General features: G+C 63.3%; 23 protein-coding genes, 1 tRNA gene and 1 other RNA gene. 12 read left to right on the forward strand and 13 right to left on the reverse strand.

The features are described 5' to 3' along the window. Positions 1 to 14 precede the first annotated feature (14 nt). From tkt to acpP, 3 genes are read right to left on the reverse strand one after another with little or no spacing between them, the layout of a single operon-like run. Positions 15 to 2024 (reverse strand): transketolase, encoded by a 2010-nt coding sequence (tkt, locus tag DXY02_RS03475; protein WP_114988055.1) that lies wholly within the window; start codon positions 2022 to 2024, stop codon positions 15 to 17. A 54-nt stretch (positions 2025 to 2078) separates the two neighbouring features. After that, a complete protein-coding gene (gene fabF, locus DXY02_RS03480; protein ID WP_114988056.1) occupies positions 2079 to 3326 on the reverse strand; it encodes a beta-ketoacyl-ACP synthase II in 1248 nt (415 codons plus the stop codon). 8 nt (positions 3327 to 3334) lie between these two features. Continuing rightward, positions 3335 to 3577, reverse strand: coding sequence for an acyl carrier protein (acpP, locus tag DXY02_RS03485; protein ID WP_011363161.1), 243 nt, complete (start codon positions 3575 to 3577; stop codon positions 3335 to 3337). Between the two features lie 146 nt (positions 3578 to 3723). Between acpP and psaC the strand changes: the two genes are divergently transcribed. Both psaC and glmS read left to right on the forward strand, forming a co-directional pair. Continuing rightward, a complete protein-coding gene (gene psaC / locus DXY02_RS03490) occupies positions 3724 to 3969 on the forward strand; it encodes a photosystem I iron-sulfur center protein PsaC (RefSeq protein ID WP_006850103.1) in 246 nt (81 codons plus the stop codon). Positions 3970 to 4023: 54 nt separating this feature from the next. Further along, on the forward strand, positions 4024 to 5913 hold the full coding sequence (gene glmS / locus DXY02_RS03495) for a glutamine--fructose-6-phosphate transaminase (isomerizing) (protein WP_114988057.1): 1890 nt from the start codon (positions 4024 to 4026) through the stop codon (positions 5911 to 5913). Positions 5914 to 5916: 3 nt separating this feature from the next. Here the strand turns inward: glmS and DXY02_RS03500 are convergent, their stop codons facing one another. Together DXY02_RS03500 and rimM are read right to left on the reverse strand one after the other, a co-directional pair. Then, positions 5917 to 7377 (reverse strand): mannose-1-phosphate guanylyltransferase/mannose-6-phosphate isomerase, encoded by a 1461-nt coding sequence (locus DXY02_RS03500; protein WP_114988058.1) that lies wholly within the window; start codon positions 7375 to 7377, stop codon positions 5917 to 5919. Between the two features lie 68 nt (positions 7378 to 7445). Beyond that, positions 7446 to 7979 (reverse strand): ribosome maturation factor RimM, encoded by a 534-nt coding sequence (gene rimM / locus DXY02_RS03505; protein WP_114988170.1) that lies wholly within the window; start codon positions 7977 to 7979, stop codon positions 7446 to 7448. 55 nt (positions 7980 to 8034) lie between these two features. Here rimM and DXY02_RS03510 point away from each other — a divergent pair, with 55 nt between their 5' ends. Together DXY02_RS03510 and DXY02_RS03515 are read left to right on the forward strand one after the other, a co-directional pair. After that, a complete protein-coding gene (locus DXY02_RS03510; protein WP_114988059.1) occupies positions 8035 to 8220 on the forward strand; it encodes an NAD(P)H dehydrogenase subunit NdhS in 186 nt (61 codons plus the stop codon). 4 nt (positions 8221 to 8224) lie between these two features. Then, the gene (locus DXY02_RS03515) at positions 8225 to 9052 is read left to right on the forward strand and encodes an ion transporter (RefSeq protein ID WP_114988060.1); all 828 of its coding nucleotides are present in this window, start codon (positions 8225 to 8227) and stop codon (positions 9050 to 9052) included. Here DXY02_RS03515 and rnc read toward each other — a convergent pair. Both rnc and rnpB read right to left on the reverse strand, forming a co-directional pair. Next, positions 9010 to 9735, reverse strand: coding sequence for a ribonuclease III (rnc, locus tag DXY02_RS03520; protein WP_114988061.1), 726 nt, complete (start codon positions 9733 to 9735; stop codon positions 9010 to 9012). The genes DXY02_RS03515 and rnc overlap by 43 nt on opposite strands. A 27-nt stretch (positions 9736 to 9762) precedes the next feature. Continuing rightward, positions 9763 to 10153: RNase P RNA component class A (rnpB, locus tag DXY02_RS03525), an RNA gene on the reverse strand. Between the two features lie 38 nt (positions 10154 to 10191). On the opposite strand from rnpB, the gene DXY02_RS03530 reads away from it, so the two are divergent. From DXY02_RS03530 to DXY02_RS03540, 3 genes are all read left to right on the forward strand, one after another. Then, positions 10192 to 10265: transfer RNA gene (locus DXY02_RS03530), tRNA-Arg, on the forward strand. A 93-nt stretch (positions 10266 to 10358) separates the two neighbouring features. Next, on the forward strand, positions 10359 to 10685 hold the full coding sequence (locus DXY02_RS03535) for a hypothetical protein (protein WP_025362017.1): 327 nt from the start codon (positions 10359 to 10361) through the stop codon (positions 10683 to 10685). Positions 10686 to 10722: 37 nt separating this feature from the next. Beyond that, on the forward strand, positions 10723 to 11190 hold the full coding sequence (locus tag DXY02_RS03540) for a hypothetical protein (RefSeq protein WP_114988062.1): 468 nt from the start codon (positions 10723 to 10725) through the stop codon (positions 11188 to 11190). A 62-nt stretch (positions 11191 to 11252) separates the two neighbouring features. Here the strand turns inward: DXY02_RS03540 and DXY02_RS03545 are convergent, their stop codons facing one another. Beyond that, a complete protein-coding gene (locus DXY02_RS03545; RefSeq protein ID WP_114988063.1) occupies positions 11253 to 13775 on the reverse strand; it encodes a glycogen/starch/alpha-glucan phosphorylase in 2523 nt (840 codons plus the stop codon). A gap of 211 nt (positions 13776 to 13986) precedes the next feature. Here DXY02_RS03545 and DXY02_RS03550 point away from each other — a divergent pair, with 211 nt between their 5' ends. After that, complete coding sequence (locus DXY02_RS03550; protein ID WP_114988171.1) at positions 13987 to 15363, forward strand: cation:proton antiporter; 1377 nt, start codon at positions 13987 to 13989, stop codon at positions 15361 to 15363. A 1-nt stretch (position 15364) separates the two neighbouring features. Here DXY02_RS03550 and DXY02_RS03555 read toward each other — a convergent pair whose 3' ends face one another. Then, positions 15365 to 15715, reverse strand: coding sequence for a hypothetical protein (locus tag DXY02_RS03555; RefSeq protein WP_114988064.1), 351 nt, complete (start codon positions 15713 to 15715; stop codon positions 15365 to 15367). A gap of 20 nt (positions 15716 to 15735) precedes the next feature. Here DXY02_RS03555 and DXY02_RS03560 point away from each other — a divergent pair, with 20 nt between their 5' ends. Continuing rightward, on the forward strand, positions 15736 to 16647 hold the full coding sequence (locus tag DXY02_RS03560; RefSeq protein WP_114988065.1) for an alpha/beta fold hydrolase: 912 nt from the start codon (positions 15736 to 15738) through the stop codon (positions 16645 to 16647). Positions 16648 to 16673: 26 nt separating this feature from the next. After that, the gene (locus DXY02_RS03565) at positions 16674 to 17528 is read left to right on the forward strand and encodes a galactose mutarotase (protein ID WP_170951464.1); all 855 of its coding nucleotides are present in this window, start codon (positions 16674 to 16676) and stop codon (positions 17526 to 17528) included. Here the strand turns inward: DXY02_RS03565 and DXY02_RS03570 are convergent. After that, positions 17513 to 18664 (reverse strand): FAD-binding oxidoreductase, encoded by a 1152-nt coding sequence (locus DXY02_RS03570; protein ID WP_114988067.1) that lies wholly within the window; start codon positions 18662 to 18664, stop codon positions 17513 to 17515. The two genes, DXY02_RS03565 and DXY02_RS03570, sit on opposite strands and share 16 nt — an antisense overlap. A 14-nt stretch (positions 18665 to 18678) precedes the next feature. Here DXY02_RS03570 and DXY02_RS03575 point away from each other — a divergent pair, with 14 nt between their 5' ends. Next, complete coding sequence (locus DXY02_RS03575; protein WP_114988068.1) at positions 18679 to 20025, forward strand: four-carbon acid sugar kinase family protein; 1347 nt, start codon at positions 18679 to 18681, stop codon at positions 20023 to 20025. On the opposite strand, the gene DXY02_RS03580 is transcribed toward DXY02_RS03575, so the two are convergent. Next, complete coding sequence (locus tag DXY02_RS03580; RefSeq protein ID WP_114988069.1) at positions 19924 to 21282, reverse strand: (Fe-S)-binding protein; 1359 nt, start codon at positions 21280 to 21282, stop codon at positions 19924 to 19926. The two genes, DXY02_RS03575 and DXY02_RS03580, sit on opposite strands and share 102 nt — an antisense overlap. Positions 21283 to 21316: 34 nt before the next feature. Then, on the reverse strand, positions 21317 to 22741 hold the full coding sequence (locus tag DXY02_RS03585; protein WP_114988070.1) for an NADP-dependent isocitrate dehydrogenase: 1425 nt from the start codon (positions 22739 to 22741) through the stop codon (positions 21317 to 21319). An 82-nt stretch (positions 22742 to 22823) separates the two neighbouring features. On the opposite strand from DXY02_RS03585, the gene DXY02_RS03590 reads away from it, so the two are divergent. After that, positions 22824 to 23021: a glycosyltransferase gene (locus DXY02_RS03590; protein WP_371639909.1), complete on the forward strand. Its 198-nt coding sequence runs from the start codon at positions 22824 to 22826 to the stop codon at positions 23019 to 23021. Positions 23022 to 23088: 67 nt separating this feature from the next. Here DXY02_RS03590 and DXY02_RS03595 read toward each other — a convergent pair whose 3' ends face one another. Further along, a complete protein-coding gene (locus tag DXY02_RS03595) occupies positions 23089 to 23844 on the reverse strand; it encodes a 5'-methylthioadenosine/adenosylhomocysteine nucleosidase (protein WP_114988172.1) in 756 nt (251 codons plus the stop codon). Between the last annotated feature and the right edge of the window lie 103 nt (positions 23845 to 23947).

Here is a 23947-nt window from a genome sequence, read left to right on the forward strand (position 1 = left end):
AAGTGTTCTGGTGATCAGCCGAGCAGAGCCTTGGCTTTGGCCACCACGTTCTCAACCGTGAAGCCGAATTCCTTGAGGCAGGTGCCGCCGGGGGCGGAAGCGCCGAAGCGGTTCATGGTGACGCTGTCGCCATCCAGGCCGATGAAACGATGCCAGCCGAAGGATTCAGCGGCTTCCACCACCATGCGCTTGCGCACGGTGGTGGGGAGCACCTCTTCCTTGTAGGCGTCGGTCTGCTCGTCGAACAGCTCGACGCAGGGCATGGAGACCACGCGGACCTTCTTGCCTTCAGCGGTGAGCTGCTTGGCGGCCTGGACGCAGAGGTCCAGTTCGGTGCCGGTGCCGATCAGGATCAGATCGGGAGTGCCGGCGCAGTCTTCCAGCACGTAACCACCCAGGGCCACCTTGTCGATCGAGGAGTTGGCCTGGTTGGCCATGCCCTGGCGGCTGAGGCAGAGGGAGCTGGGGCGCTTGCGGTTTTGGATGGCCACCTTGTAAGCGCCGCTGGTCTCGTTGCCGTCGCCAGGACGGAACACCAGCATGTTCGGCATCGCCCGCAGGGAGGGGATGGTTTCGATCGGCTGGTGGGTGGGGCCGTCTTCGCCGACGCCGATGGAGTCGTGGGTGAGCACGTAGATCACTCCCAGCTCACTCAGGGCTGACAGGCGCATGGAACCGCGCATGTAGTCGGCGAACACCAGGAAGGTGCCGCCGTAGGGGATCAAGCCGCTGTTGTGATAAGCGATGCCGTTGAGGATGGCGGCCATGGCGTGCTCGCGCACACCGAAGTGCAGGTAGCGCTTCTCAGGGCTGCTGGCCTGATAAGAGCCGGTTTCACCCTTGATGTCCGTGTAGTTGGAGTGGGTGAGGTCGGCGGAGCCGCCGATCAGTTCGGGCAGGTTGGGGCCCAGCGCACCCAGGCAGATCTGGGAGTGCTTGCGGGTGGCCAGGCCACCGTCTTCGGGGGTGTAGGTGGGCAGGTCCTTGTCCCAGCCCTGGGGCAGCTCACCGCGCAGCATCCGCTCGAACTCGGCGGCCTCGATGGGGTACTTGGTGCGGTAGGTGGCCAGGGTCTGGTTCCACTCGGCCTCGAGGCTGGCGCCGCGGTCGATGGCCTGGCGGAACTGGTCGTAGGCGTCCTGGGGTATTTCGAAGGGTGCGTAGTCCCAACCCAATTGCTGACGGGTCAGGGCTGCTTCCTCTTCGCCAAGAGCTGCACCGTGAACACCGGCGGTGTCGGCCTTGTTGGGGGAGCCGTAGCCGATGGTGGTGGTCACCTTGATGATCGACGGCTTGTCGCTCACGGCCTTCGCGGCTTCGATTGCCTTGGCAATGGCATCCACGTCGGTGTTGCCCTCGGCCACGTGCTGCACGTGCCAGCCGTAGGCCTCGTAGCGCTTCAGCACGTCCTCGGTGAAGGACACATCGGTGCGTCCGTCAATGGTGATGTTGTTGTCGTCGTACAGGGCGATCAGCTTGCCCAGCTTCAGGTGTCCAGCCAGGGAGGCCGCTTCAGAAGACACACCCTCCTGATTGCAGCCGTCGCCCATGATCACGTAGGTGTAGTGATCCACCACGGTGGCGTCGGCCTTGTTGAACTTGGCCGCCAAGTGGGATTCAGCGATGGCCAGGCCCACAGCGTTGGAGATGCCGGCACCCAGAGGGCCGGTGGTCACTTCAACACCAGGGGTCTCGAAGGTTTCGGGGTGACCGGGAGTCTTGGAGCCCCACTGGCGGAACTGCTTGATGTCCTCGATGGAGACCGAGTCGTATCCGGTGAGGTGCAGCAGCGCGTAGAGCAGCATGCAGCCGTGGCCGGCCGACAGCACGAAGCGGTCGCGGTTGAACCACTTGGGGTTCTTAGGGTTGTGCTTGAGGAACTTGTCCCAGAGCGCATAACCCATGGGTGCGCAGCCCATCGGCAGGCCGGGGTGGCCGCTGTTGGACTTGTTGATGGCGTCGACAGCCAGCATCCGAATGCTGTTGATGCAGAGCGTGTCGAGTGACGCGGGCGCAGCGACCATGGTGTTAAGAGGAAAAGTTGAAGCGATTTTGACGCACGACGTGAGCGCGAAGGCTCAGCTGGCGCGTTTGAAAGCCAGGCAGACGTTGTGGCCGCCGAAGCCAAAGGAGTTGGACAAGACGGTTCCAAGTGTCTGATCCCGTGCCTCGTTCGGCACGACATCCAGATCACAGTCGGGATCCGAGGTGGTGTGATTGATCGTGGGGGGCACGACGCCGTGTTGTAGCGCCAGCACACAGGCCACCGCTTCGATACCACCGGAGCCACCCAGCAGGTGACCAGTCATCGATTTGGTGGAGCTCACCGGAATCTGCAGCGCCCGCTCACCCAGGGCGCTTTTGATCGCCGAGGTTTCGTTTTTGTCGTTCGCTGGAGTGCTGGTGCCGTGGGCGTTGACGTAGTCAATCTCAGAAGGATCAATGCAGCCATCGGTCAGGGCTTGGCGCATGGCCTCGGCACCGCCGACGCCGCCCGGTGTGGGTGATGTGATGTGGTGGGCATCGCAGGTCATCCCGTAACCCACCACTTCGCCGAGGATCGTGGCGCCACGGGCCTGGGCGTGCTCGAGGGTTTCAAGCACCAACACACCGGCACCTTCGCCGATCACAAAGCCATCGCGTTCTTTGTCGAACGGACGGCTGGCCGTGGCCGGATCATCGTTGCGGAACGACAGGGCCTTGGCGCTGGCGAAGCCGGCCACCCCCAAGGGAGTAATCGCCGATTCGGCGCCACCGCACACCATGGCGTCAGCCTTGCCCAGCTGCAGCAGACGGAAGGCATCGCCAACAGCATTGGAGCCGGCAGCACAGGCGGTGGCCACCGCGGAGCTGGGCCCCTTGGTGCCCAGGGCAATGGCGGCTAGGCCTGTAGCCATGTTGGGGATCATCATCGGCACCGTGAACGGACTCACCCGTCCAGGACCTTTGCCCTCCAACACATGGGCCTGCGTCTCCATAGTCAGCAGGCCACCGACGCCGGAACCGATGATCGTGCCGATCCGATCCGCATTGGCGTCGTTGATCTCAAGGCCGGCATGGGCCACAGCCTGTTTGGCTGCAACTACGCCGAACTTGCAGAACCGATCCCAGCGCTTGGCTTCCTTCGGTTCGATGAAGCCGGACGGATCGAAATCCTTCACCTCCGCTGCAAAGCGGCAGGCGTGTGCGGATGCATCGAACAGGGTGATGGCGTCCACTCCGTTGGTGCCGGAGGTGAGGCCCTTCCAGTAGTCCTGAACCGTGTTGCCGATCGGTGTGACCGCGCCGAGGCCGGTGATGACGACGCGATGGAGACCATCCACCATTGCGTTGCTCAGGCCTGCTTGTCTTCGATGTATTTGACGGCGTCACCAACGGTGGTGATGCCCTCAGCTGCTTCGTCAGGAATCTCGATGTCGAAGGCCTCTTCCAGGGCCATCACGAGTTCCACGGTATCCAGAGAATCAGCACCCAGATCGTTCTGGAAGTTGGATTCGGGCTTCACTTCGCCGGAGTCAACACTCAGTTGCTCCGCAACGATCGAACGCACCTTTTCGAGAATCGCTTCCTGGGACATAGCCGTGGCAACGGGACGCTGCATCTTACGGGCACGCCTTCAGTGTCTCCTCATCAATAACTGTGCCGTTAACAACGGTGACGGCATGGCCATGGACCGGCGAAGGACGGGTACGTTTGCCGCAAGCCTTCGTATGCATCGGGCACATGTCCCACGCCGTCAAGATCTACGACACCTGCATTGGCTGCACCCAGTGTGTGCGTGCCTGCCCTCTCGACGTGCTTGAGATGGTTCCCTGGGACGGTTGCAAGGCCGGCCAGATTGCGTCTTCTCCTCGTACTGAAGATTGCGTTGGTTGCAAGCGCTGCGAAACTGCCTGCCCTACCGACTTCCTCAGCATCCGCGTTTATCTCGGAGACGAGACAACGCGCTCCATGGGTCTGGCCTACTGATCTGGCCAGTTTTACCTCATAAGCTCGGCCCGGCTTCAGCCGGGCTTTTTTTGTATGTGCGGAATCGTTGCCCTGGTGGGTGCCCGAGAAGCGGCGCCTCAGCTCCTGGAAGGCTTACGGCAGTTGGAGTACCGCGGTTACGACTCCGCTGGGATCGCCACGGTGGCTGCTCAGGGGCAGCTGACCTGCCTGCGGGCCAAAGGCAAGCTGCGCAACCTCACTGCTTGTTTTGAGGCAGAAGGTGCCCCCGGGCAATGCGGCATTGGCCACACCCGCTGGGCCACCCATGGCAAACCGGAAGAGCGCAATGCCCACCCGCACCGCAGCAATGGCGGGGCGGTGGCTGTGGTGCAGAACGGAATCATTGAGAACCACCGGGCCCTGCGGGAGCAGCTGGAGGCCTTAGGGGTGGTGTTCCAGTCGGAAACCGACACCGAGGTGATTCCCCATCTCTTGGCTGCAGAACTGCAGCAGCTGCAATCTGCGGGTGGAAGACCAGGCGGTGGGCTGTTGCTGGAGGCCCTTCAGCAGGTGCTGCCCCGGCTGCAGGGGGCCTATGCCCTGGCGGTGATCTGGGATCAGGCGCCGGGGGCATTGGTGGTGGCCCGTAAGGCGGCACCGCTGTTGATCGGATTGGGGGAAGGCGAATTCCTCTGCGCCAGCGACACGCCGGCCCTGGCGGGCTTCACCCGCACGATCCTGCCGATGGAAGACGGCGAGGTGGCCCTGCTCTCCCCCCTCGGGGTTGAGCTCTACGACGCGGCAGGGGTGCGCCAGCAACGCATGCCCACCCAGCTCAGCGGTGTGGATCACGTTGCCGACAAGCGCGAATTCCGCCACTTCATGCTCAAGGAGATCCATGAGCAACCGGAGACCGCAGAGTTGTGGGTGGCGCGCCATCTCCCCCAGGGACTGCCGCCGGAACAGCCGGTGGCGCTGCCGATGGACGATGCCTTTTACGCCGGGATTGAGCAGATTCAGATCCTGGCCTGTGGCACCAGCCGCCACGCCGCGATGGTGGGGGCCTACCTGCTGGAACAGTTCGCCGGGATTCCCACATCGGTGTACTACGCCAGTGAGTTTCGCTATGCGCCGCCGCCGCTGGCTCCCCACACCCTCACTATTGGGGTGACCCAGTCCGGAGAAACGGCCGACACCCTGGCTGCCCTGGCTATGGAGGCGGAGCGGCGTCTGGCCCATGGGGATCCAGCATTTGCCCCCCGCCAGCTGGGGGTGACCAACCGTCCGGAGAGCTCCCTGTCACGCCAGGTGCCCCACATCCTCGACATTGGGGCCGGCATCGAAGTGGGCGTAGCGGCCACCAAGACCTTCCTCGGTCAGCTGCTGGCCTTCTATGGCCTGGCCATGGCCTTTGCGGTTCGCCGTGGTGCTCGCCCCGCGGCTGAGATCAATGCTCTGGCGGACGAACTGCGCGGTCTGCCCCAGCAACTGCGCCAGCTGGTGGATCTGCACGATCAGCGTTCTGAGGCATTGGCTCCTCGTTTTGCCGACACCCAGGATGTGATCTTCCTGGGCCGGGGCATCAATTATCCGATCGCTCTGGAGGGAGCCTTGAAGCTCAAGGAGATCAGCTACATCCACGCCGAGGGCTATCCGGCCGGGGAGATGAAGCACGGTCCGATCGCCCTGCTCGATTCCCGGGTTCCGGTGGTGTCGATCGCTGTGCCCGGTGTGGTGTTTGAGAAGGTGCTCAGCAACGCCCAGGAAGCCAAGGCCCGCGACGCCCAGTTGATCGGTGTGGCGCCCCAGGGGCCCGACACTGAACTCTTTGATGAATTGCTGCCTGTGCCCACTGTGAGCGAGTGGATCAGCCCTCTGCTCACAGTGGTGCCGATGCAGTTGCTGAGTTATCACATTGCCGCCCATCGGGGCTTGGACGTGGATCAACCCCGCAACCTGGCCAAGAGCGTCACGGTGGAGTGAGCCTCAGCTTGCGCTGATGTTGAGGTCGCTACGGCCATAGCGATCCTGGAAGCGCACGATGTCATCCTCACCGAGATACTCCCCGCTTTGCACTTCAATCAGCTCCACAGGGATTTTCCCGGGATTACTGAGCCGGTGTTTGCATCCCAGGGGGATGTAAGTGCTCTGGTTTTCACCCAGCAGTTGCTCCTCTCCGTCGCGTTCGACGATCGCAGTGCCATGCACAACGATCCAGTGTTCGGCGCGATGGTGGTGCATCTGCAGCGAAAGGCTGGCGCCAGGCTTGACAGAGATTCGTTTCACCTGCCAGCGGCTGTCATCCACCACACTGGTGTAGTGGCCCCAGGGGCGATAAATCTTGCGGTGGGCCTTGCCCTCTGGGCTGCCGGCGGCCTCCAGCTGCTTCACCACTTTTTTGATGTCCTGGGCTTTGGAGCGATCCGCAATCAATACGGCGTCGTCGGTTTCTACTACCACGAGGTTTTTAACCCCTAGCCCCACCACCAGGCGGTGCTCGCTGCGTAGGTAGCAGTCGCGACTGTCTTCGCTAATTACGTGGCCCTGCAACACATTGCCTTGGGAATCCTTGTGCTCTGAGGTTTCCCAGAGGGCGCTCCAGCTGCCGACGTCACTCCATCCCGCATCCAGCGGCAGCACACTACCCAGTTCCGTTTTTTCCATCACGGCCACGTCAATGGCCACGTTGGGGCACTTAGCAAAGGCCTCTCGCTCCAGCCGCTGGAATTCCAGGTCAGCCGTGTCCTGCTCCAGAGCTGCCCGGCAGCAGCTCACCACTTCCGGGGCCAGTCGCTCCAGTTCCGCCAGCATGGCGCTGGCGCGGAACAGGAACATGCCGCTGTTCCAGGTGAAGCGGCCGGTGGCCAGGAATTGCTCCGCCGTGGCCTGATCGGGCTTCTCCACGAAACGCTTGATCGGCAGATGGGCCAGTCCCCCAAGGGAGAAAGGTTCGCTGGCTTCGATGTAGCCGTACCCGGTTTCGGGGGCCGTCGGCACGATTCCAAAGGTCACCAGTCGCCCTTCTTCGGCAGGCTGACGACCAGCGTCGATGACTTGGCGGAAATGGGCGCCCTCGCGAATCAGGTGATCCGCCGCCAGAACCAGCAGTAGGGGATCACTTCCATCTGCGGTGGCCTGCAGTGCGGCCACCGTCACCGCTGGAGCGGTGTTGCGGCCCATCGGTTCCAGCAGGATTGCGTTCGGCTCGACCCCGATCTGCCGCATCTGTTCGGCCACGATGAAGCGATGGTCCTCGTTGCAGATCAGCAGGGGAGCCTCCAGGGCATCCAGGCCTTGGAGCCGCTGTTGGGTCTGCTGCAGCAACGTTGCCTCGCCGTTACCGCTCAAAGGCCAGTACTGCTTGGGGTAACTCGCCCGCGAGAGCGGCCACAGCCGTGTGCCGGTTCCTCCGCAAAGGATCACAGGAATCAGCGGTGTGGCGGCCATCACGTCCTGAAAACGGTGACTCAGAATCGCTTGCCCCAGGGGGTTCTGTCGATGCCCAGAGAAATCTTTCAGAGCTCCAGCAGGCCCGGCGGTGGGGTGAGCAGCAGCCAGCCGTCCTCCAACTGCACCTCCGGCACGATCTCCTCCACAAACGGAATCAACAGCTTGCGGCCTTCCGCTGTGGTGATTTCCAGCAGGTCGTTGCCGCCGCTGATCAAATCGCTCACGGTGCCAACGGCAGGTCCATTGGCTGCGAGACGTGCCTCCAGGCCCAGCAGATCGAGCAGGTGAAATTCCCCCTCGTCCAATTCGGGCCGGTCATCCGCTGACACCAGCAGTTCCTGGCCCACCAGAGTTTCGGCGGCGCTGCGGCTGTCGATTCCTTCAAGCCGCACCACGAAGAGCGACTTGCCGGGCAGTTGCCGGCCTTTCTTGAGTTGGATCTCTGTCGGCTCAACCCCCTTGCGACTGCGCAGCCAGCGGGGCCCCGGCGCTGTGAAACGCTCGGGAAACTCGCTGGCGGGGTTCACCCTTAGTTCCCCTTGCAGCCCCTGGACCCCCACGATCTTGCCGACGCTGAGCCAGTCGTCGCTCTCCGTCATGCCATCCGCCACGCACTCTGCCGATAATGGCGCCAGACCCGTCCGTGAACGAGCCATGGCGCCTGCAACCGCTCCGATCCTCCCCGGCTCCACCGTCACCGTGGCGGATGCCACCTCGATCTACAACGGTTACACCGGCTTCGTGCAGCGAATCAGCGGCGACCGTGCGGCTGTTTTGTTCGAAGGTGGCAACTGGGACAAGTTGGTGACCCTGCGGTTGAAGGACCTCCAGCCGGCCTGAGGCGATAGAGATCCACCGAAGCCTGCGACAACGGCTGCAGTCCACGGTGCTGGAAGCCAGCACCCCGGCGGGCAAGACCTACAACGTTGTCATTTTCGGGGCGATGCTGCTGAGTGTTTTGGCGCTGCTGCTGGAACCCGACCCCCTGGGCAACTCAGCCCTGCGCCAATCCAATGTGCCCTGGATCGATCTGGTTCAGAACGTTTGCTTGGCGGTGTTCGCGGCGGATTTCGTTCTTCATCTGGCCTTGGTGGAGAGGCCTCGCCGTTACCTGTTCAGCTTCACCGGGCTGATTGACGCCTCGGCAGTCCTGTTTTTCTTCGTGCCGCAGGTGCGCAGTGAACTGCTGCTGTGGGTGTTCAAGTTCGGCCGCATCCTGCGGGTGTTCAAGCTGCTCAAGTTCATCGATGAAGCCCGCGTGCTGGGGCAGGCCCTGCGGGGAAGTGCCCGCACCATCAGCGTCTTCTTGTTCTTTGTCTTCCTGCTGCAGGTGGTGCTCGGCTACAGCATTTTTGTGATCGAGAGTGCCCGGCCTGATTCCCAGTTCCAGACGGTGGCGAGCGGCGTCTACTGGGCGATCGTCACCATGACCACCGTGGGTTATGGCGACGTGGTTCCCCAGACGGAATTGGGGCGGCTGCTGGCCTCAGTGGTGATGCTCTTGGGTTTCGGCATCATTGCCATTCCCACAAGGATCCTGACGGTGTCGGGGGTGCGCCATCACCAGCAGCGGTCGGCTGAACTGGTCTGCAGCAGCTTTGGGCGTCAGGGGCACCGCAGGGATGCCCGTCACTGCGATGCCTGCGGTGAGTCGCTGCCCTCCAGGGCCTGAAGAGCGGCTGTTGCCGCGTTCTGCTCAGCCTCCTTGCGGGATCGGCCTTTGGCCTCCGCCAGATCTTGGCCTTGGATGCTCACCCGGCAGCGGAAGCGTTCGGGGTCGCCGTGTTGGCGGCTGCATTCTTCGGTGGTGTAGCTGGGCAGTCCCAGTCCCTGGCCTTGGCTCCACTCCTGCAGGGCTGTTTTGCCGGCGAACTGATGGGGAGTCGCCAGCACCGCTTCGGCAGTGGCGCACCAGTGCGGGGTGAGCCAGCGGTGAATCGCTTCAACGTTGCCGAGGGCGCTATACAACGCACCGATCAGAGCTTCGGTGGCATCGGCTCGCAGCCTGGATTCTGCGGAACGATCCCCCTGGGCGTGCCGCCCCAGTAGCAGATGCTGTTCGATGCCAAGTGCTGCACCCACGTCCGCCAGCCAGCGATCGCTCACCAGCTGGGCCCGCAGGTTGGAGCAGGCACCCACCGCCAGATCGGTGTGGTGGCGATCAATGAATTCGGTGGCGGCGAGCCGCAGCACCGCATCACCAAGGAACTCCAGCCGTTCCAGGTTGCGGGCCCGGCCGCTCGACACGTGGGTGAGGGCCTGATCCACCAGGGCGAGCAGCTCAGCGTTGATGGGGATCTCAGCGTCGAGCTGCTGGATGAAGTCGGTGAGCTCTGCGGCGCGGGATGAATCCATCAGGACTCCTGAGCAACGCTGAAAAAGGGGTGAAAGCAGGACATAAGCCGGGTTCTGTTCACGCCCCACAGAGGTTGGTCTGCAGAGGGTGGGTGGCTATCTATCTGGGACCGCCGTTGCCGACGGCCTCAAGCGGCGCGTTCAAGCGGAACGGGGCCAATGGCCAGCCGTCGTTCCTTGGCCTTGCTCCCAGCCGGGGTTTACCGAGCCAGCACCTCTCGATGCTGCTGGTGCGCTCTTACCGCACCTTTGCACCCTTGCCTGTGCCGGCGAACCGGCCATCGGCGGTGTGTTTCTGTGGCACTCTCCTCACGGTCACCCGCACTGGGCGTTACCCAGCAAGCCTGGCCATCAGGGAGCCCGGACTTTCCTCAGCCGACACTCAAAGAGATCGGCCGCAACCACCTCGCCTGCTTTCAGATCTCATCATGCCTCGTGGGCATAATTCAGAAGTTTGGGGCTGTAGCTCAGCTGGATAGAGCGGCGGTTTCCTAAACCGTAGGTCGTGGGTTCGAGTCCCGCCAGCCCCGTCAGACTTGCTCAAGAGGTAGTGAGCGCTACATCTGGTGGGGTGTTCAGATCGTTCACCACCGCTAGGGTTAGTGCAACCGGGTTTGGGTGCCATGACCCAGCTTCACGATCTCCGTCTGCGGCTGTTGGTGCAGCAGGAAAGTGAGCGGATTGCGGAATCCCAGCCCACGGATCTGGATTTATCCGTGGTGCAGGCCCGCTGCCTTTGTTGGCTTGCTCTCCTGGCGGAAGCCCACGAAGACCAGGCCAGTGACGCGGAACGTCGCGGCGACACGGAACAGGCCATGGGCTGGTTCGCCGATTCGATGCGGCTGCGGGATGTGATTGGTGTGGTGTCGTCCATTGAGATCCCTCTGCCCGACACCGCTGGTGAGGATGGCCCTCAGGCCGAGGAGGATCTGGGGCCTCAGGCGGCTTGATCGGTGGCATAGTGGGGAATGACCGCGAGGGACTGCATTGCCGGAAGAGCCCTGCCAGTGCCCGGATTGCCAACGGTTTTACCGGGAGCATGACCGGCTGATCCGGGAGTCCCCCACGCTTCGTCAGCAACAGGAGCTCAACTGGGCAGCACTCCAGTCGTTCCGCACCCTGTCGGGCCGGGTGCTCGAGGATCTGCAGAAGCAGCATGGCTCCCGCCAGACCGCCGATGCAGGCGCTTCGAAGCCCGCAGCATCCGGCGCGCCTGTGCCTGAGGATTCAGGTGATGGCATCCAGCAGGCCATTGCCGATCTGGAGAACATCAACGCCCATCTGTTCTCGATTGAGGCGTTGATGGAGCGGGTGTTTGATGTGCGCGTCCCGGAAGAAATCGAGCAGAAATTCCGTGAACTGGCCGGTGAGCTGGCTCCAGACCCCTTGAATGTGGACCGTCTGCGGCTCAACCGCCTGTTGCACCAGACGCCGGACTTACCCGATCGAAGCTGACTGAAGTACTTGCTTTTTGGTTTAAGCCCTGGACATGAATCCAGGGCTTTTTGTGGTCGTTTTCAGCGCACGTCGCAGGTGATTTCCACGTTGAGTGGATCCACGGCCCAAATGTTCTTGCAGTACTCGCCGATGGAACGGTCGGAGGAGAAGAACCCGGTGCGGGCCGTGTTCAGCAGTGACATCCGATTCCAGTGCATCCGGTCGCTCCAGGCACGGCTCACCGCCTCCTGGGCCCGCAGGTAGTCGGCGTAGTCGGCCATCACATAGAAGGGGTCGTTCCCGGTGAGGTTGTCGAGCAGGGGGCGGAACAGTTCGCCGTCGCCGTTGCTGAAGTGCCCCATCTCGATCAGCCGCAGGGCCTCCTGCAGTTCCGGCAGTGCGGCGATCACATCGCCAGGGCGGTAACCGTCCTGCTGCAGGGCCGTGATTTCTTCCACGGTCTTGCCGAACAGGAAAAAGTTCTCGCTTCCCACCAGCTCGCGGATCTCCACATTGGCCCCATCAAGGGTGCCGATGGTGAGGGCCCCATTCATGGCGAACTTCATGTTGCCGGTGCCGGAGGCTTCCTTGCCGGCGGTGGAGATCTGTTCGGAGAGGTCGGAGGCGGGATACACCTGTTCCCCCAACTTCACGTTGTAATCCGGCAGGAACACCACCCGCAGCAGGCCATCCATGTCCGGATCGGCATTGATGGTGTCGGCGATGCCGTTGAGGAAGCGGATGATCAGCTTCGCCATGTAATAGCCGGGAGCGGCCTTGCCGCCGAAGATCACGGTGCGGGGCGCCATGCCGTCGGTCTGGCCGTTTTTGATCCGCAGGTATTGGGTGATCACCTGCAGGGCATTGAGGTGCTGACGCTTGTACTCGTGGATGCGCTTCACCTGCACGTCGAACAGGCTGGCGGGGTCCACCAGCACACCGGTGTTGCGGTGGATGTAGGTGGCCAGCTTGCGCTTCACCGACAATTTGGTGTTGCCCCAGAGCTCGAGGAAGCCCTGGTCGTTCTGCCGCTCCTCCAGCTTGCGCAGGCTCTCCATGTTGGAGATCCAGTCGGGGCCAACGTGCTGATGCAGCAGAGCCGACATCTCGGGGTTGGCCAGGGCGACCCAGCGGCGCGGGGTGACGCCATTGGTGACGTTGGTGAATTTCTCCGGCCACAGCGCCGCGAACTCAGGCAGCAGATCGGTTTTCACCAGATCGGAGTGCAGCGCAGCCACACCGTTCACATGGTGGGCACCGATTGTGGCCAGGTGGGCCATGCGCACGGCCTTGCTGCCCTCTTCATCGATGATCGAGAGCTTGCGCTGGATCGCGTCGTTGCCGGGGTAGCGCAGCCTCACCTGCTGCAGGAAGCGCCGGTTGATCTCGTAGATCAGCTCCAGATGGCGCGGCAGCAGACTGCTGAAAAGGTTGAGGTCCCACTTCTCCAGCGCTTCGGGCAGCAGGGTGTGGTTTGTGTAGGCCACGGAGCGGGAGGTGATGTCCCAGGCCCGGTCCCACTCCAGATGCCGATCGTCGATCAGCAGTCGCATCAGCTCCGCCACGGCGATGGCCGGGTGGGTGTCGTTGAGTTGAACCGTCCAGTAGTTGGGGAAGTCCTCGACGGACAGTCCGCGGTTGTCGAGGCTGCGCAGCATGTCCTGCAGCGAGCAGCTGACGAAGAAGTGCTGCTGCTTCAGGCGTAGACGCCGGCCTTCGTCGGTGCCGTCGTTGGGGTACAGCACTTTGGAGAGGGTTTCGCTGCCCACCTTTTCCTCAACGGCGCCGTAGTAGTCGCCGATGTTGAAGGCATAGAAGTCGAAGCTTTCGGTGGCATCGGCACGCCAGAGCCGCAGCCGGTCGCAGATGTTGACGCGATAGCCCAGCACCGGCACGTCATGGGGAATGCCGATGGCGTGTTCCGCCGGGATCCAGCGGGAGCGGTAGTTGCCCTTGTCGTCGATGTAGCTCTCGGTGCGGCCGCTGAAGCCCACGAAGCAGGCCTCATCGGGCTGGGGCAGTTCCCAGGGCCAGCCTCCCTTGAGCCATTTGTCGGTGATCTCCACCTGCCAGCCGTCGCGGATCAGCTGATCGAAGATGCCGAACTCGTAGCGGATGCCGTAGCCGGTGGCCGGGATCTTCAGGCTGGCCAACGACTCCATGTAGCAAGCGGCCAGACGGCCGAGGCCTCCATTGCCCAGGCCCGGTTCCTCCTCCACATCCAGGATCTGCTGCAACGACTCGATGCCGAAATTCTTCAGTGCCTCTTCGGCTTCCTTCTGAATTCCAAGATTCAGCAGGTTGCTGTTGAGCTGTGGGCCGATCAGGAATTCCGCCGACAGGTAGGCCACCGATTTCTGCGGGCGGGCCCGCATCGCTTCAGTGGTGGCCAGATAGCGCATCATCAGCCGATCACGCACCGCATAGCTCAGGGCCATGTAGAGGTCATGGCGGCTGGCGGTGGGGGCGAGCTTGCCGAGCGTGAAGAACAGGTGTTCCGTCATGCCGTCGAACACGCTCTTGGCATCGAGGCCGGCGCGTTCTGGGTCGTTGTGACAGCCGGGGGTCGGCAGACGCAGATCGAACGGTTGTGACGTGGTCATGGGGGTTCAGCGAGCCATGGAGCGTGGAATCACCGTCAGGCCAGGGGTGCTCGGAGCCCAACTCAATGAATTACCCGGACCGTAGCCATCACAACTGGGGCTGCCTGAAAAAAAGCGCTTAATACAGCATTCCCGGTCAATTGGGATCATCCAGCGAACAGTTCAGCGGCGGAATCACCATTAAGGTTCGGCGTGAGACATGCCCGGCTTGATGCTGTTGCCCACCCTGCTGAGCGAAATCAGCAGTCACGACCTCGAATTGGCGGAAACGCTGATCGGTGTCCTTCGCTTCATGCTGATCTTTGTGGCGGCCCGCACCCTCGCTGAGGTGCTGGTGCGCTTTGAGCTCCCCACGATTCTTGGGGAACTCCTCGCTGGCGTGCTGATTGGTGCTTCGGGCCTTCACCTTCTGGTGCCACCGGAGACCCAGGTGCAACTTTCCGGAGCTTTCTCCGAGGTGGTGGCCGGCCTTTCGCATGTGCCAGTGGATGAGATTCCGGCCCTCTACAACGAGAGCTTCGGTGCCTTGCAGGTGGTGGCCACGCTGGGGCTTTATTCCCTGCTCTTCCTCACGGGTCTTGAAAGTGAGCTGGAGGAACTGATGGCGGTGGGGGCCCAGGCCTTCAGTGTTGCCGTGGTCGGCGTGGTGCTGCCCTTCGCCCTCGGCACCCTTGGCTTGATGGCGATCTTCCACGTGGATGCGATCCCGGCCATCTTCGCCGGTGCTTCGATGACAGCCACCAGCATCGGCATCACCGCCAGCGTTTTCGGTGAACTGGGCTATCTGCGCACCCGAGAAGGCCAGATCGTGATCGGCGCCGCCGTGCTTGACGACATCCTCGGCATCGTCATCCTGGCCATCGTCGTGTCCCTGGCGGCCGGCGGAACTCTGGAGATCGGGCCCATCGTTCAGCTGGTGGTGGCGGCCGTTCTGTTTGTGGTGGTGGCCTTGTTGTTGAGCCAGAAAGCTGCCCCAGCTTTCGACTGGGTGATTGACCAGCTCAAGGCTCCCGGTGACAAGCTGATCGGCTCCTATTTGCTGCTGGCCGTCAGCTGTTTCGTCGCTTCAGCCATCGGACTGGAGGCAGCCCTCGGGGCCTTCGCTGCCGGCTTGATTGCCAGCACATCCAAACACCGCCACGAGATTCAAGCGGCGGTCACCCCCATTGTTGGGTTGTTCGCCACCGTCTTCTTCGTGTTGGTGGGTGCAGGAATGGACCTATCAGTGATCAACCCCTCTGATCCGGGGGCCCGTTCCGCCCTGGTGGTGGCAGCCTTCCTGTTTGTGGTGGCGATCATCGGCAAGGTGGCTGCAGGCTGGGCCATCTTCAGTAAGGAAAAGACCAACAACCTGGTGGTGGGGCTGGGAATGATGCCCCGCGGCGAAGTTGGCCTGATCTTTTTGGGCCTGGGCACCGCTTCAGGGCTGCTCAGCCCTGGCCTTGAGGCGGCGATTCTGCTGATGGTGATCGGCACCACGTTCCTCGCACCGGTGCTGTTGCGCATCGTCCTCAAAGACAAGCCCCCTGAAGACGGCAATCAGGTTCCCGACGAATTCGCTGCCGATCCCCTGGCGGGTGCTTCCTGAATCAGTCGTCTTTTCCGGCCTTGGCGAGGACGATCAGAACACTCCAGCCCACGGCCACAACACCAAGGCTGGAGGCCCAGCTCGGACCCAGCACCCAACTGAATCCGAGCTGGGTGACGATGCCGGTGCCTATTGCAAGCATCAGGCTGCTGATCACCAGGACTGGTTGACGCACCGCTTCGGGGAGCCCACCCTCCTCCAGGCTGGATTCCAATGTGCTGAGCGGTGCGCTCAGCGGCACGTAAAGGGCGATGGCCCAGAGCAAAGCTCCGCGCCAGACGGATGCGTCCGCCAGCGGTCCGCCCATCACCTCGTAGCTCACCATCCAGGCCGCTTCAGTGCTGCTTAGCATCGCGTCCTTCGCAACCGGCTGTGGATCGCGTCACCTGGAGCCATCTCGGCCACGCCGTGCATACGGTGCAGCAGCATCCCGAGCAAGACAGCACCGATCATCCGGCGCTTCTTTTGGTGCATGGGTTCGGGGCATCCACCGATCACTGGCGCCACAACATCCCTGTGTTGGCCCAGACCCATGCCGTGCATGCGATTGATCTGCTGGGCTTCGGCAGAAGTGCCAAGCCGGCGGGTCTGAATTACGGCGGCGCTCTGTGGCGCGATCAACTGGTGGCCTATGTGCGCGAGCGGATCGGCCGTCCGACGGTGATCGCGGGCAATTCCCTCGGTGGTTTTGCGGCCCTTGCTGCCGGGGCCGCGTTGGGATCGGACTGTGCGGGCGTCGTGCTGCTCAATGCCGCCGGTCCTTTCAGTGATGAGCAGAAACCGCCGCAAGGCTGGGGCTCCATCGCCCGCCAGAGCATCGGCACGGCCCTGCTGAAGAGTCCGCTGCTGCAGCGGTTGCTGTTCGAAAACCTGCGCCGACCCGCCACGATCCGCCGCACCCTCAATCAGGTGTACGTCGACAAGACAAACGTCGACGATTGGCTGGTGGAGTCGATCCGGCGCCCCTCCCTCGATCCCGGCGCCTTCGGGGTGTTCCGCACGGTCTTCGATATCCCTCGCGGTCAGCCCCTCGATGAGCTTTTTGCGGAACTGACGGCGCCGCTGTTGCTGCTCTGGGGCATTCGTGATCCCTGGATCAACGCCCCCGGTCGCCGCTCCACCTTCCAGCGCCATGCTCCTGAGGCCACCACTGAGGTGGTTCTGGAGGCCGGGCACTGCCCCCACGATGAGGTGCCGGATCAGGTGAATGCGGCGTTGCTGCAATGGCTGGAGAGCCTCAAGTTGGCTGCGACACCGACAAATGCGGATCTGCTGGCTAAGTGAATGGATGAGCCACCCCGCATCGGCGGATGCCCATGACCCTCACCCAGCAGTCGGCCCCCTACGCCCACTGGGACTTCATGCATCCCAGCAGCGGTGATCGGTTGCGAATCATTCCCGAGCGGGGTGGTTTGGTGAGTGGTTGGTCTTGCGGGGGGCGGGAGATCCTGTATTTCGATCAAGAGCGTTACGCCGATCCCAGCAAAAGCATTCGCGGCGGCATTCCGGTGTTGTTTCCGATCTGCGGCAATTTGCCCGGAGATGTTCTGCCGGTGGATGGCGTCGACTATCCCCTCAAGCAGCACGGCTTCGCCCGGGATCTTCCCTGGCAGCTTCAGTTGTTGGAGGATCAGTGCGGTGTGTGCCTCAGCCTCTCCAGCACCGACGAAACGCTGAAGGCCTATCCCTTCCCCTTCCGTTTGGAGATGGAGCTGCGCCCGGTGGTCTCTGCCTTGGAGATCTCCACCACGGTGCACAACTGCGGTGATACCGCCATGCCGTTCAGTTTCGGCTTGCACCCCTACTTCAACGTGAGCGATCTGGCCCAGACCCGGCTCACGGGTCTGGCAGAGCGCTGCCTCAATCATCTGGAGATGGCGGAGGCCGCCACCGCCGATCAGCTCAAGCGCTTGCCCGAAGGGGTGGATTTCCTCTGCCGGCCTGCGGGTCCTGTCAGCCTGATCGACGACGCCACCGGCGTGACGCTGCAGCTGCAGCATCAGGCACCGCTGGACCTCAGTGTGGTTTGGACCGAGCCCCCGCGGCCAATGGTTTGTCTGGAACCGTGGACCGGTCCGCGCCAGGCCCTGGTGAGTGGTGATCGAAAACTAGTGCTCGAGCCCGGTGCAATGCAGACCCTCGCCTGTCGCTACAGCGTCTCCTGATTCACCCCCGGCAGGCGGCCGCGGCTGAGCTGCAGCTTGGGGTCGAACTGGCGTTTCACCGCTTCGATCAGCGGTCGGGAAGGACGGTCAAGCCAGACCGGCACGGTTGATCTGGCCGCCCGTTTCAACAGCGTCATTTCGCCGCCGAGGCTGATCACGCTGCGGCGTAGCGCCTCCAGCTGGTGATCCGCTGTCGCCGCGTCGCGCCAGCCATCACCGCAGCCGGCTCCTGCGGCCAGCTCCCAGGTCCATGGTTTGAGGGCCCTCATCGCCTCATCCCGCAACAACCGGTGCAACTGGGCCGGCGGTAGCACCAGCCGCACCAGCTGCGCAGAGGGGCTGGCATCGAAGGGTGTGGTGAGGGCATCGGAACATGTCTGGCGTTCGGAGCTGAGCTGTTGGTTCAGCGCCAACGCCTCGAGCTGCTTCAGCTGATCGTTCACCGCCTGCTCCGAGACGCTGCTCACCACCAGCCGCAGCCGCCAGGCACCATCGCCGCCGTTGATCCAGTCACAGCGTTCCGGCGTCAGGCTGGAGCGCAGCAGTTCGCTGCGAAAGGCCTCCTGGGCCTTCAGGTCGCCTTCCACAAGCAGGCCGCTCCGGGCGGGCCGCAGCGGTTGCAGCCGCAGGGTGAGTTCGGTGATCAGCGCCAGGCTTCCCCAGCTGCCGCAGAGCAGCCGCATCAGGTCGTAGCCCGCCACGTTTTTCACCACCCGTCCACCGGCGTGGGCTTCGACGCCATCCGCTCGCAACAGGCCGATGCCAATGATCTGATCGCGCACCCCCAGATGGCGCTGCCGCAGTCCCCCCGCCAGTCCACGGGCCACCAGGCCGCCGATGCTTCCGGCAGCGCCGGCTCGTGGCCAGTCAATGGGCAGCCATTGCCCCTGCTCCGCCAGCAGATCCTGCAGGTCCTGCAATGGCATGCCGGCTTCCACCGTGATGGTCAGATCGTCCACGGCATGGTCGATCACCTGGTTGAGCTGCCGGCAGGAGAGCACCTCATGGCGGGGATCCAGCGGCGGACCCCAGTCCAGGCGTGTGCCCAGGCCACTGGGACTCCAGGGGGTGCCGCTCTGGTGCCACTGGCGCACCAGATCAATCAGGGCACTGCGGCTGGCGGGGGAATGGCTCACGGCACGATGGTGCCATGAAGGTTGTTGTCATTGACGACGATCCCACCGGCTCGCAGACGGTGCACAGCTGCCCGCTGCTGCTGCGCTGGGATGTCGACACTCTGCGTAAGGGGCTGCGTCATGCGTCGCCTCTGTTGTTTCTGCTGGCTGACACCCGGGCGCTGATGCCCACGGATGCCGCGGAACGCAACCGCGGTATTGCGGTGGCCTTGGATCAGGCGCTGCAGCTGGAGGGATTGGCCCGTGATCAGGTGCTGCTGGTGAGTCGTGGTGATTCGACCTTGCGCGGCCATGGGGTGCTGGAGCCTGAGGTTTTGCAGGCGTCCTTCGGGCCCTTTGATGCCACGTTCCATGTTCCGGCGTTCTTGGAAGGGGGCCGCACTACCGTGAACGGGGTGCATCTCCTCCACGGGGAACCGGTGCACACCACGCCGTTCGCTCAGGATCGGCTGTTCGGTTTCACCAGCAGTGATCTGGCCCGCTGGTTGGAGGAGAAGAGTGATGGGTCCATTGCCGCGGCGTCCGTGCAGCGCATCTGTGGCCGGGAGCTTGATGCCGCCTGCGCAGCAGGCCTGCCGCTGTTGATCGAGCGTCTGCGTGGGCTCCAGGGCAATGCCTCTGTGGTGGTGGATGCCGAGCGGCAGGAGCAGCTCACCGCTCTGGCAGCAGCGGCGCGCGCCCTTCAGGGGCAGAAACGCTTTCTGTTCCGTTCCGCCGCCAGCATGGTGAAGGCCCTGGCGGATCCAGGGCCGCCGCCGCTTGATCCCAAGGGCTTAGCGGGGTTGCGACGGTTAGCTGACGATGGAACGCCTCTGCCGGGCCTGGTGATGGTGGGCTCCCACGTGCCCTTGGCGGATCAGCAGCTGGAGCTGTTGCTGCAGGAATCGGGTTGCCAAGGGGTTGAACTGTCGGTGCCGCGCATCGCTCGGGTGCTGGAGGGGCCGACACCCGATCTGTTGCTGGCGGATCTTGAGCGGGTCTGGTTGCAGCAGCTGCGGGCACTGCTGGATCAAGGTCTGACGCCGGTGTTGTTCACCAGCCGCGGTGAGCTGCGTTGTGCTTCCGAACAGGAGGGCCGGCGCTTGTCCTGCGCTCTGGCCGAGTTGATGGGGCGACTCGCGTCAGCCCTGGCTCCTGATCTGGGCTATCTGCTCAGCAAAGGTGGCATCACCACCCAGACGCTGCTGGCCCGGGGTCTGGCCCTCGAGTCGGTGCAGCTGGAAGGGCAGCTGCTGCCGGGTCTGTCGTTGGTGCGTCCGTCAGCGGGACCCTTCAGCGGACTGCCGATTCTCACCTTCCCCGGCAATCTCGGCGTTGCTGGCACGTTGAGGGACGCCTGGCAGCGGATGGAGGCCGGCTGAGGCGGCCAGCAGTTCCATCGGATGCTGCACCTGGGCCCGATCGCCTAGATGGCGCCGCAGCTGCAGGGTGCAACCGATGTTGGCGCTGGCCACCAGTTCGGCGCCTGTGCTGCTGAGGTCGTCGGCCTTGATTCGGCCCAGTTCGGCGGCTTCCTCTGGCTGCACCAGGTTGTAGATGCCGGCGCTGCCGCAGCACACCCCCGCCTCGGTTGCTTCCCGCAGCTGAACGTTGGGGATGGCCCGCAGCAGCTGGCGGGGCTGGGCCTGGATGCCCTGGCCATGGATCATGTGGCAGGCGTCATGCATGGCCACGACGCCGGGAAGTGGTTGCAGTTGGGCGCGGAACGACTCCAAAAGGCCGCGGTCCGCCAGGAATTCCTGCACATCCAACACCGGAGCGCGGAAGGCCGCTTTGCCGTTCAGGAGCTCGCCGTAGGCCTTCATCGTGTGGCCGCAGCCCGAAGCAGCCACCAGCACCGCATCCAGATCTCCCTCAACGGCATTCATGCTCCGAACCAGATCCGTTGCCAATTGGCGCGTGAGTTCCAGCTCCCCCTGGTGATGGCTCACCGCCCCGCAGCAGCCCTGGTCTGCTGGGATGACCACCTCAAATCCGTTGGCCTGCAGCACTTTCACCGTTGCGGTGCTGACGCTGGGATCGAAGCAGCGCTGCACGCAGCCCAGCAACAGCGCCACGCGGCCGCGGCGTTTGCCGGAGGCGGGATTGATCTGGGGCAGTCGGTCGCTGAAGCTCTCCGGCACCAGGGGTGGCAGCAGCTGCTCCATCGCTTCGATTTCCGGCCCGAACAGACGGGTGAGCCCGGAGCGGCGGGCCAGCTGTTGCAGCGGTGTGCCGGCATAGGCCCGCAAGGGTTGCAGCAGGGCCCGCAGGCGCTTGGGGTAGGGCAGCACCTGCAGCAGCACCTTGCGGAAGCTGGTTTGCCAACTGCTGCGCTGGTTGGCCTGATTCAGCTTGGGCCGGGTGGCTTCGATCAGCTGGTCGTAGCGGACTCCCGAAGGACAGGCGGAAACACAGGCGTAACAGCCCAGGCAGGTGTCGAAATGGCTGGCCACCGTGGCATCCAGCTCCAGGTCACCGGTTTCGATCGCCCGCAGCGCATGGATGCGGCCGCGGGGTGAGTCCATCTCACTGGCCAGCACGCGGTAGCTGGCACAGGTGGGCAGGCAGAAGCCGCAGTGCACGCAGGGGTCTGCTGCACCTGCGGGAAGCCCGGGGAGCTGGGTTGGAGAGGCCATCGCCTGAGTCTGGCGTGAATGGCAGCTCTGGTGATCAGAAGCGCTGGATGATCGCTTCGGCGAAACCGCTGCAGCTCACCGGATCCACCTGGGGCTCCATCAGTCGGGCCAGGTCGTAGGTGACCTGCTTGTCGGCAATGGCGGCACTGAGGCCCTTGGTCACGAGATCAGCAGCCTCCTGCCAGCCGAGGAACTCCAGCATCATCACGCCGCTGAGGATCACCGAACCGGGGTTGATCCGGTCGAGGCCAGCGTGTTTCGGGGCGGTGCCGTGGGTGGCTTCGAAGATGGCGGCGTTCTCGCCGATGTTGGCGCCGGGGGCCATGCCCAAGCCACCGACCATCGCGGCGGCGGCGTCGGAGATGTAATCGCCGTTGAGGTTCAACGTGGCGAGGATCGAATACTCCTGGGGCCGGGTTTGGATTTGCTGGAAAATGCTGTCGGCGATGCGGTCATCCACCAGCACCATCGACCTCCACTTGCCGCCACCATGGCTGCTGCCGATGGCGTCGATCACCGCCTGTACCTCGGCGTCGATGTCGACTTTCTTCTCTGGAGTGAGGCTGTCATAGCCAGGCTCGATCATGCGGGCGTTGGCCTGCACGCTCAGGTTGGGATCCTTCTCGAGGTTGCCGAGGATCCAGCTTTCCCGCTCGGTGATGCACACATCGCGGAATTCGGTGGTGGCCAGTTCATAGCCCCAGTCGCGGAAGGCTCCTTCCGTGAACTTCATGATGTTGCCCTTGTGCACCAGGGTCACATGGCGCTTGTCGCCCTGAAGACGCAGGGCGTGCTGGATGGCCTTGCGGATGTGGCGCTGGCTGCCGGCTTTGCTCACCGGTTTGATGCCGATGCCTGACCCTTCTGGGATCTGGCGCTTGCCCAGTTTGCCGTTGGCAGGGATCACAACCTCGTTGAGGTGCTTGCGCAGCTCCTGTCCAACGGCGTCATCGGCTTCCCATTCCACCCCCATGTAGATGTCTTCGGTGTTCTCCCGGTAAACGATCACGTCCAGATCCTGGGGACGCTTATGGGGGCTTGGGGTGCCCTCGTAGTAGCGGCAGGGCCGCACGCAGGAATACAGATCAAAGATCTGGCGCAGGGCCACGTTCAGCGAACGGATGCCGCCACCCACAGGAGTGGTGAGGGGACCTTTGATGGCCACGCCATAGGTGCGGATCGCCTCGAGGGTGTCTTCCGGCAGATATTGGTAGGTCCCGTAGAGGTCGCAAGCTTCATCGCCGGCGTAGACCTTGAACCATTCGATGCTCTTGCTGCCGCCGTAGGCCTTGGCCACCGCCGCATCCAGCACCATCTGGGTGGCGGGCCAGATGTCCACGCCGGTTCCATCGCCCCGGATGAAGGGGATGATCGGGTTTTCGGCCACCACGGGCTGGCCGTTCTCGAAGCGGATCGGTGTGCCCTGGCTGGGGGCGGTGAGCTTCTCGAACTGGGCCATGGCGGTTGGTCGGGCGTCAGCAGGCTGAGCCTATGACTGAGCCGGGAGCCCTTCGGTTTCAAACAGTGCAGACCGCGCATTGATGGCCAGCGAGCAGGTGTGGGTGGTGGCGGCCTGCTTCAACGAAGCCGAGGTGATCAGCGTCTTCTTAGAGCGGCTCATGGCCTTGCCGGATGTGGATCATCTTCTGCTCATTGATGACGGTTCGTCCGATGCCACGGAGGCGATGGGGTTGGCCAGGCTCAGGCGCATCTTTGGGCCCAGCAGCAGCACACGCTGATGTGAACGGCTGCGGCCGTGCCCCTCCAACATCAGGCCAAAGTGCAGCAATCAGTTGAGCAGAGGCATCATGCGCAGTGTCGGGGCGTGTTGTTGCAGCGCTGAAGCAGGGCCTCAATGAGCCGCCAGGCCTGTTGTTCGTAGAGTTTGACGAAGTCTTCAAAGCTTTGGGCCGCCGCCGCATCGGCACCATCGGAAATCACTCGCAGCACCAGCCAGGGGACGCCTTCTTGCTCAGCCACTTGTGCGACGGCCGCGCCTTCCATCTCAACGGCCCGCAGGTCGGGCAGGGCATTTCGCAGCGTTTGCAGCACGGCTGGATTGCTGATGAAACGATCTCCAGTGGCTATTAGCCCGCTGCTGGGCTGAGCGAACCCGTCCAGATCGCCTGCGCTATGAGCCTCACGCAGGGCGGTCTCGGCCCAGTTGAACCAGGCCGGCTGCGGTTGGAGCTGGTCCTTCTTCAGTGCTGGCACCGTGAAGCGTGGGAACAGAGGTCGGGCATCCATGTCGTGCTGCACCACGGCATCGGCCAACACCACATCCCATTGGCGCAGGATTGGATCTGCAGCGCCGGCAACGCCGGTGAACACCAGTAGATCGATGCTGGGATCGCTGGCGAGCAGGCGAGTGGCGGCCCGCGCAGCGCTCACCTTGCCCCAGCCGCTCCAGGCCAGGCTCAGGCGCACCTCGTCGCCCCACGATCCCCTGTGGATTTTCAGATCGCCGTGGTGGCTGCAGCTCAGATCCTTGAGGTGGCTGAGATCTGAGCCGATCTCTTCCGGCATGGCGCCCAGCAGGCCCAGGTGCAGCGGTTGCGTCATGGTTTCGTGAACCTCGCGCAACCGTAACGGCGACCTTTTTGATCTCCCCCCACACTGTGCGGAGTGACGAGGTTGCAGTGAACGCGGGCGAATCGGTACATAG

Origin of the sequence: Synechococcus sp. N19, assembly GCF_900474045.1 — a bacterium.
Lineage (GTDB): Bacteria > Cyanobacteriota > Cyanobacteriia > PCC-6307 > Cyanobiaceae > Parasynechococcus.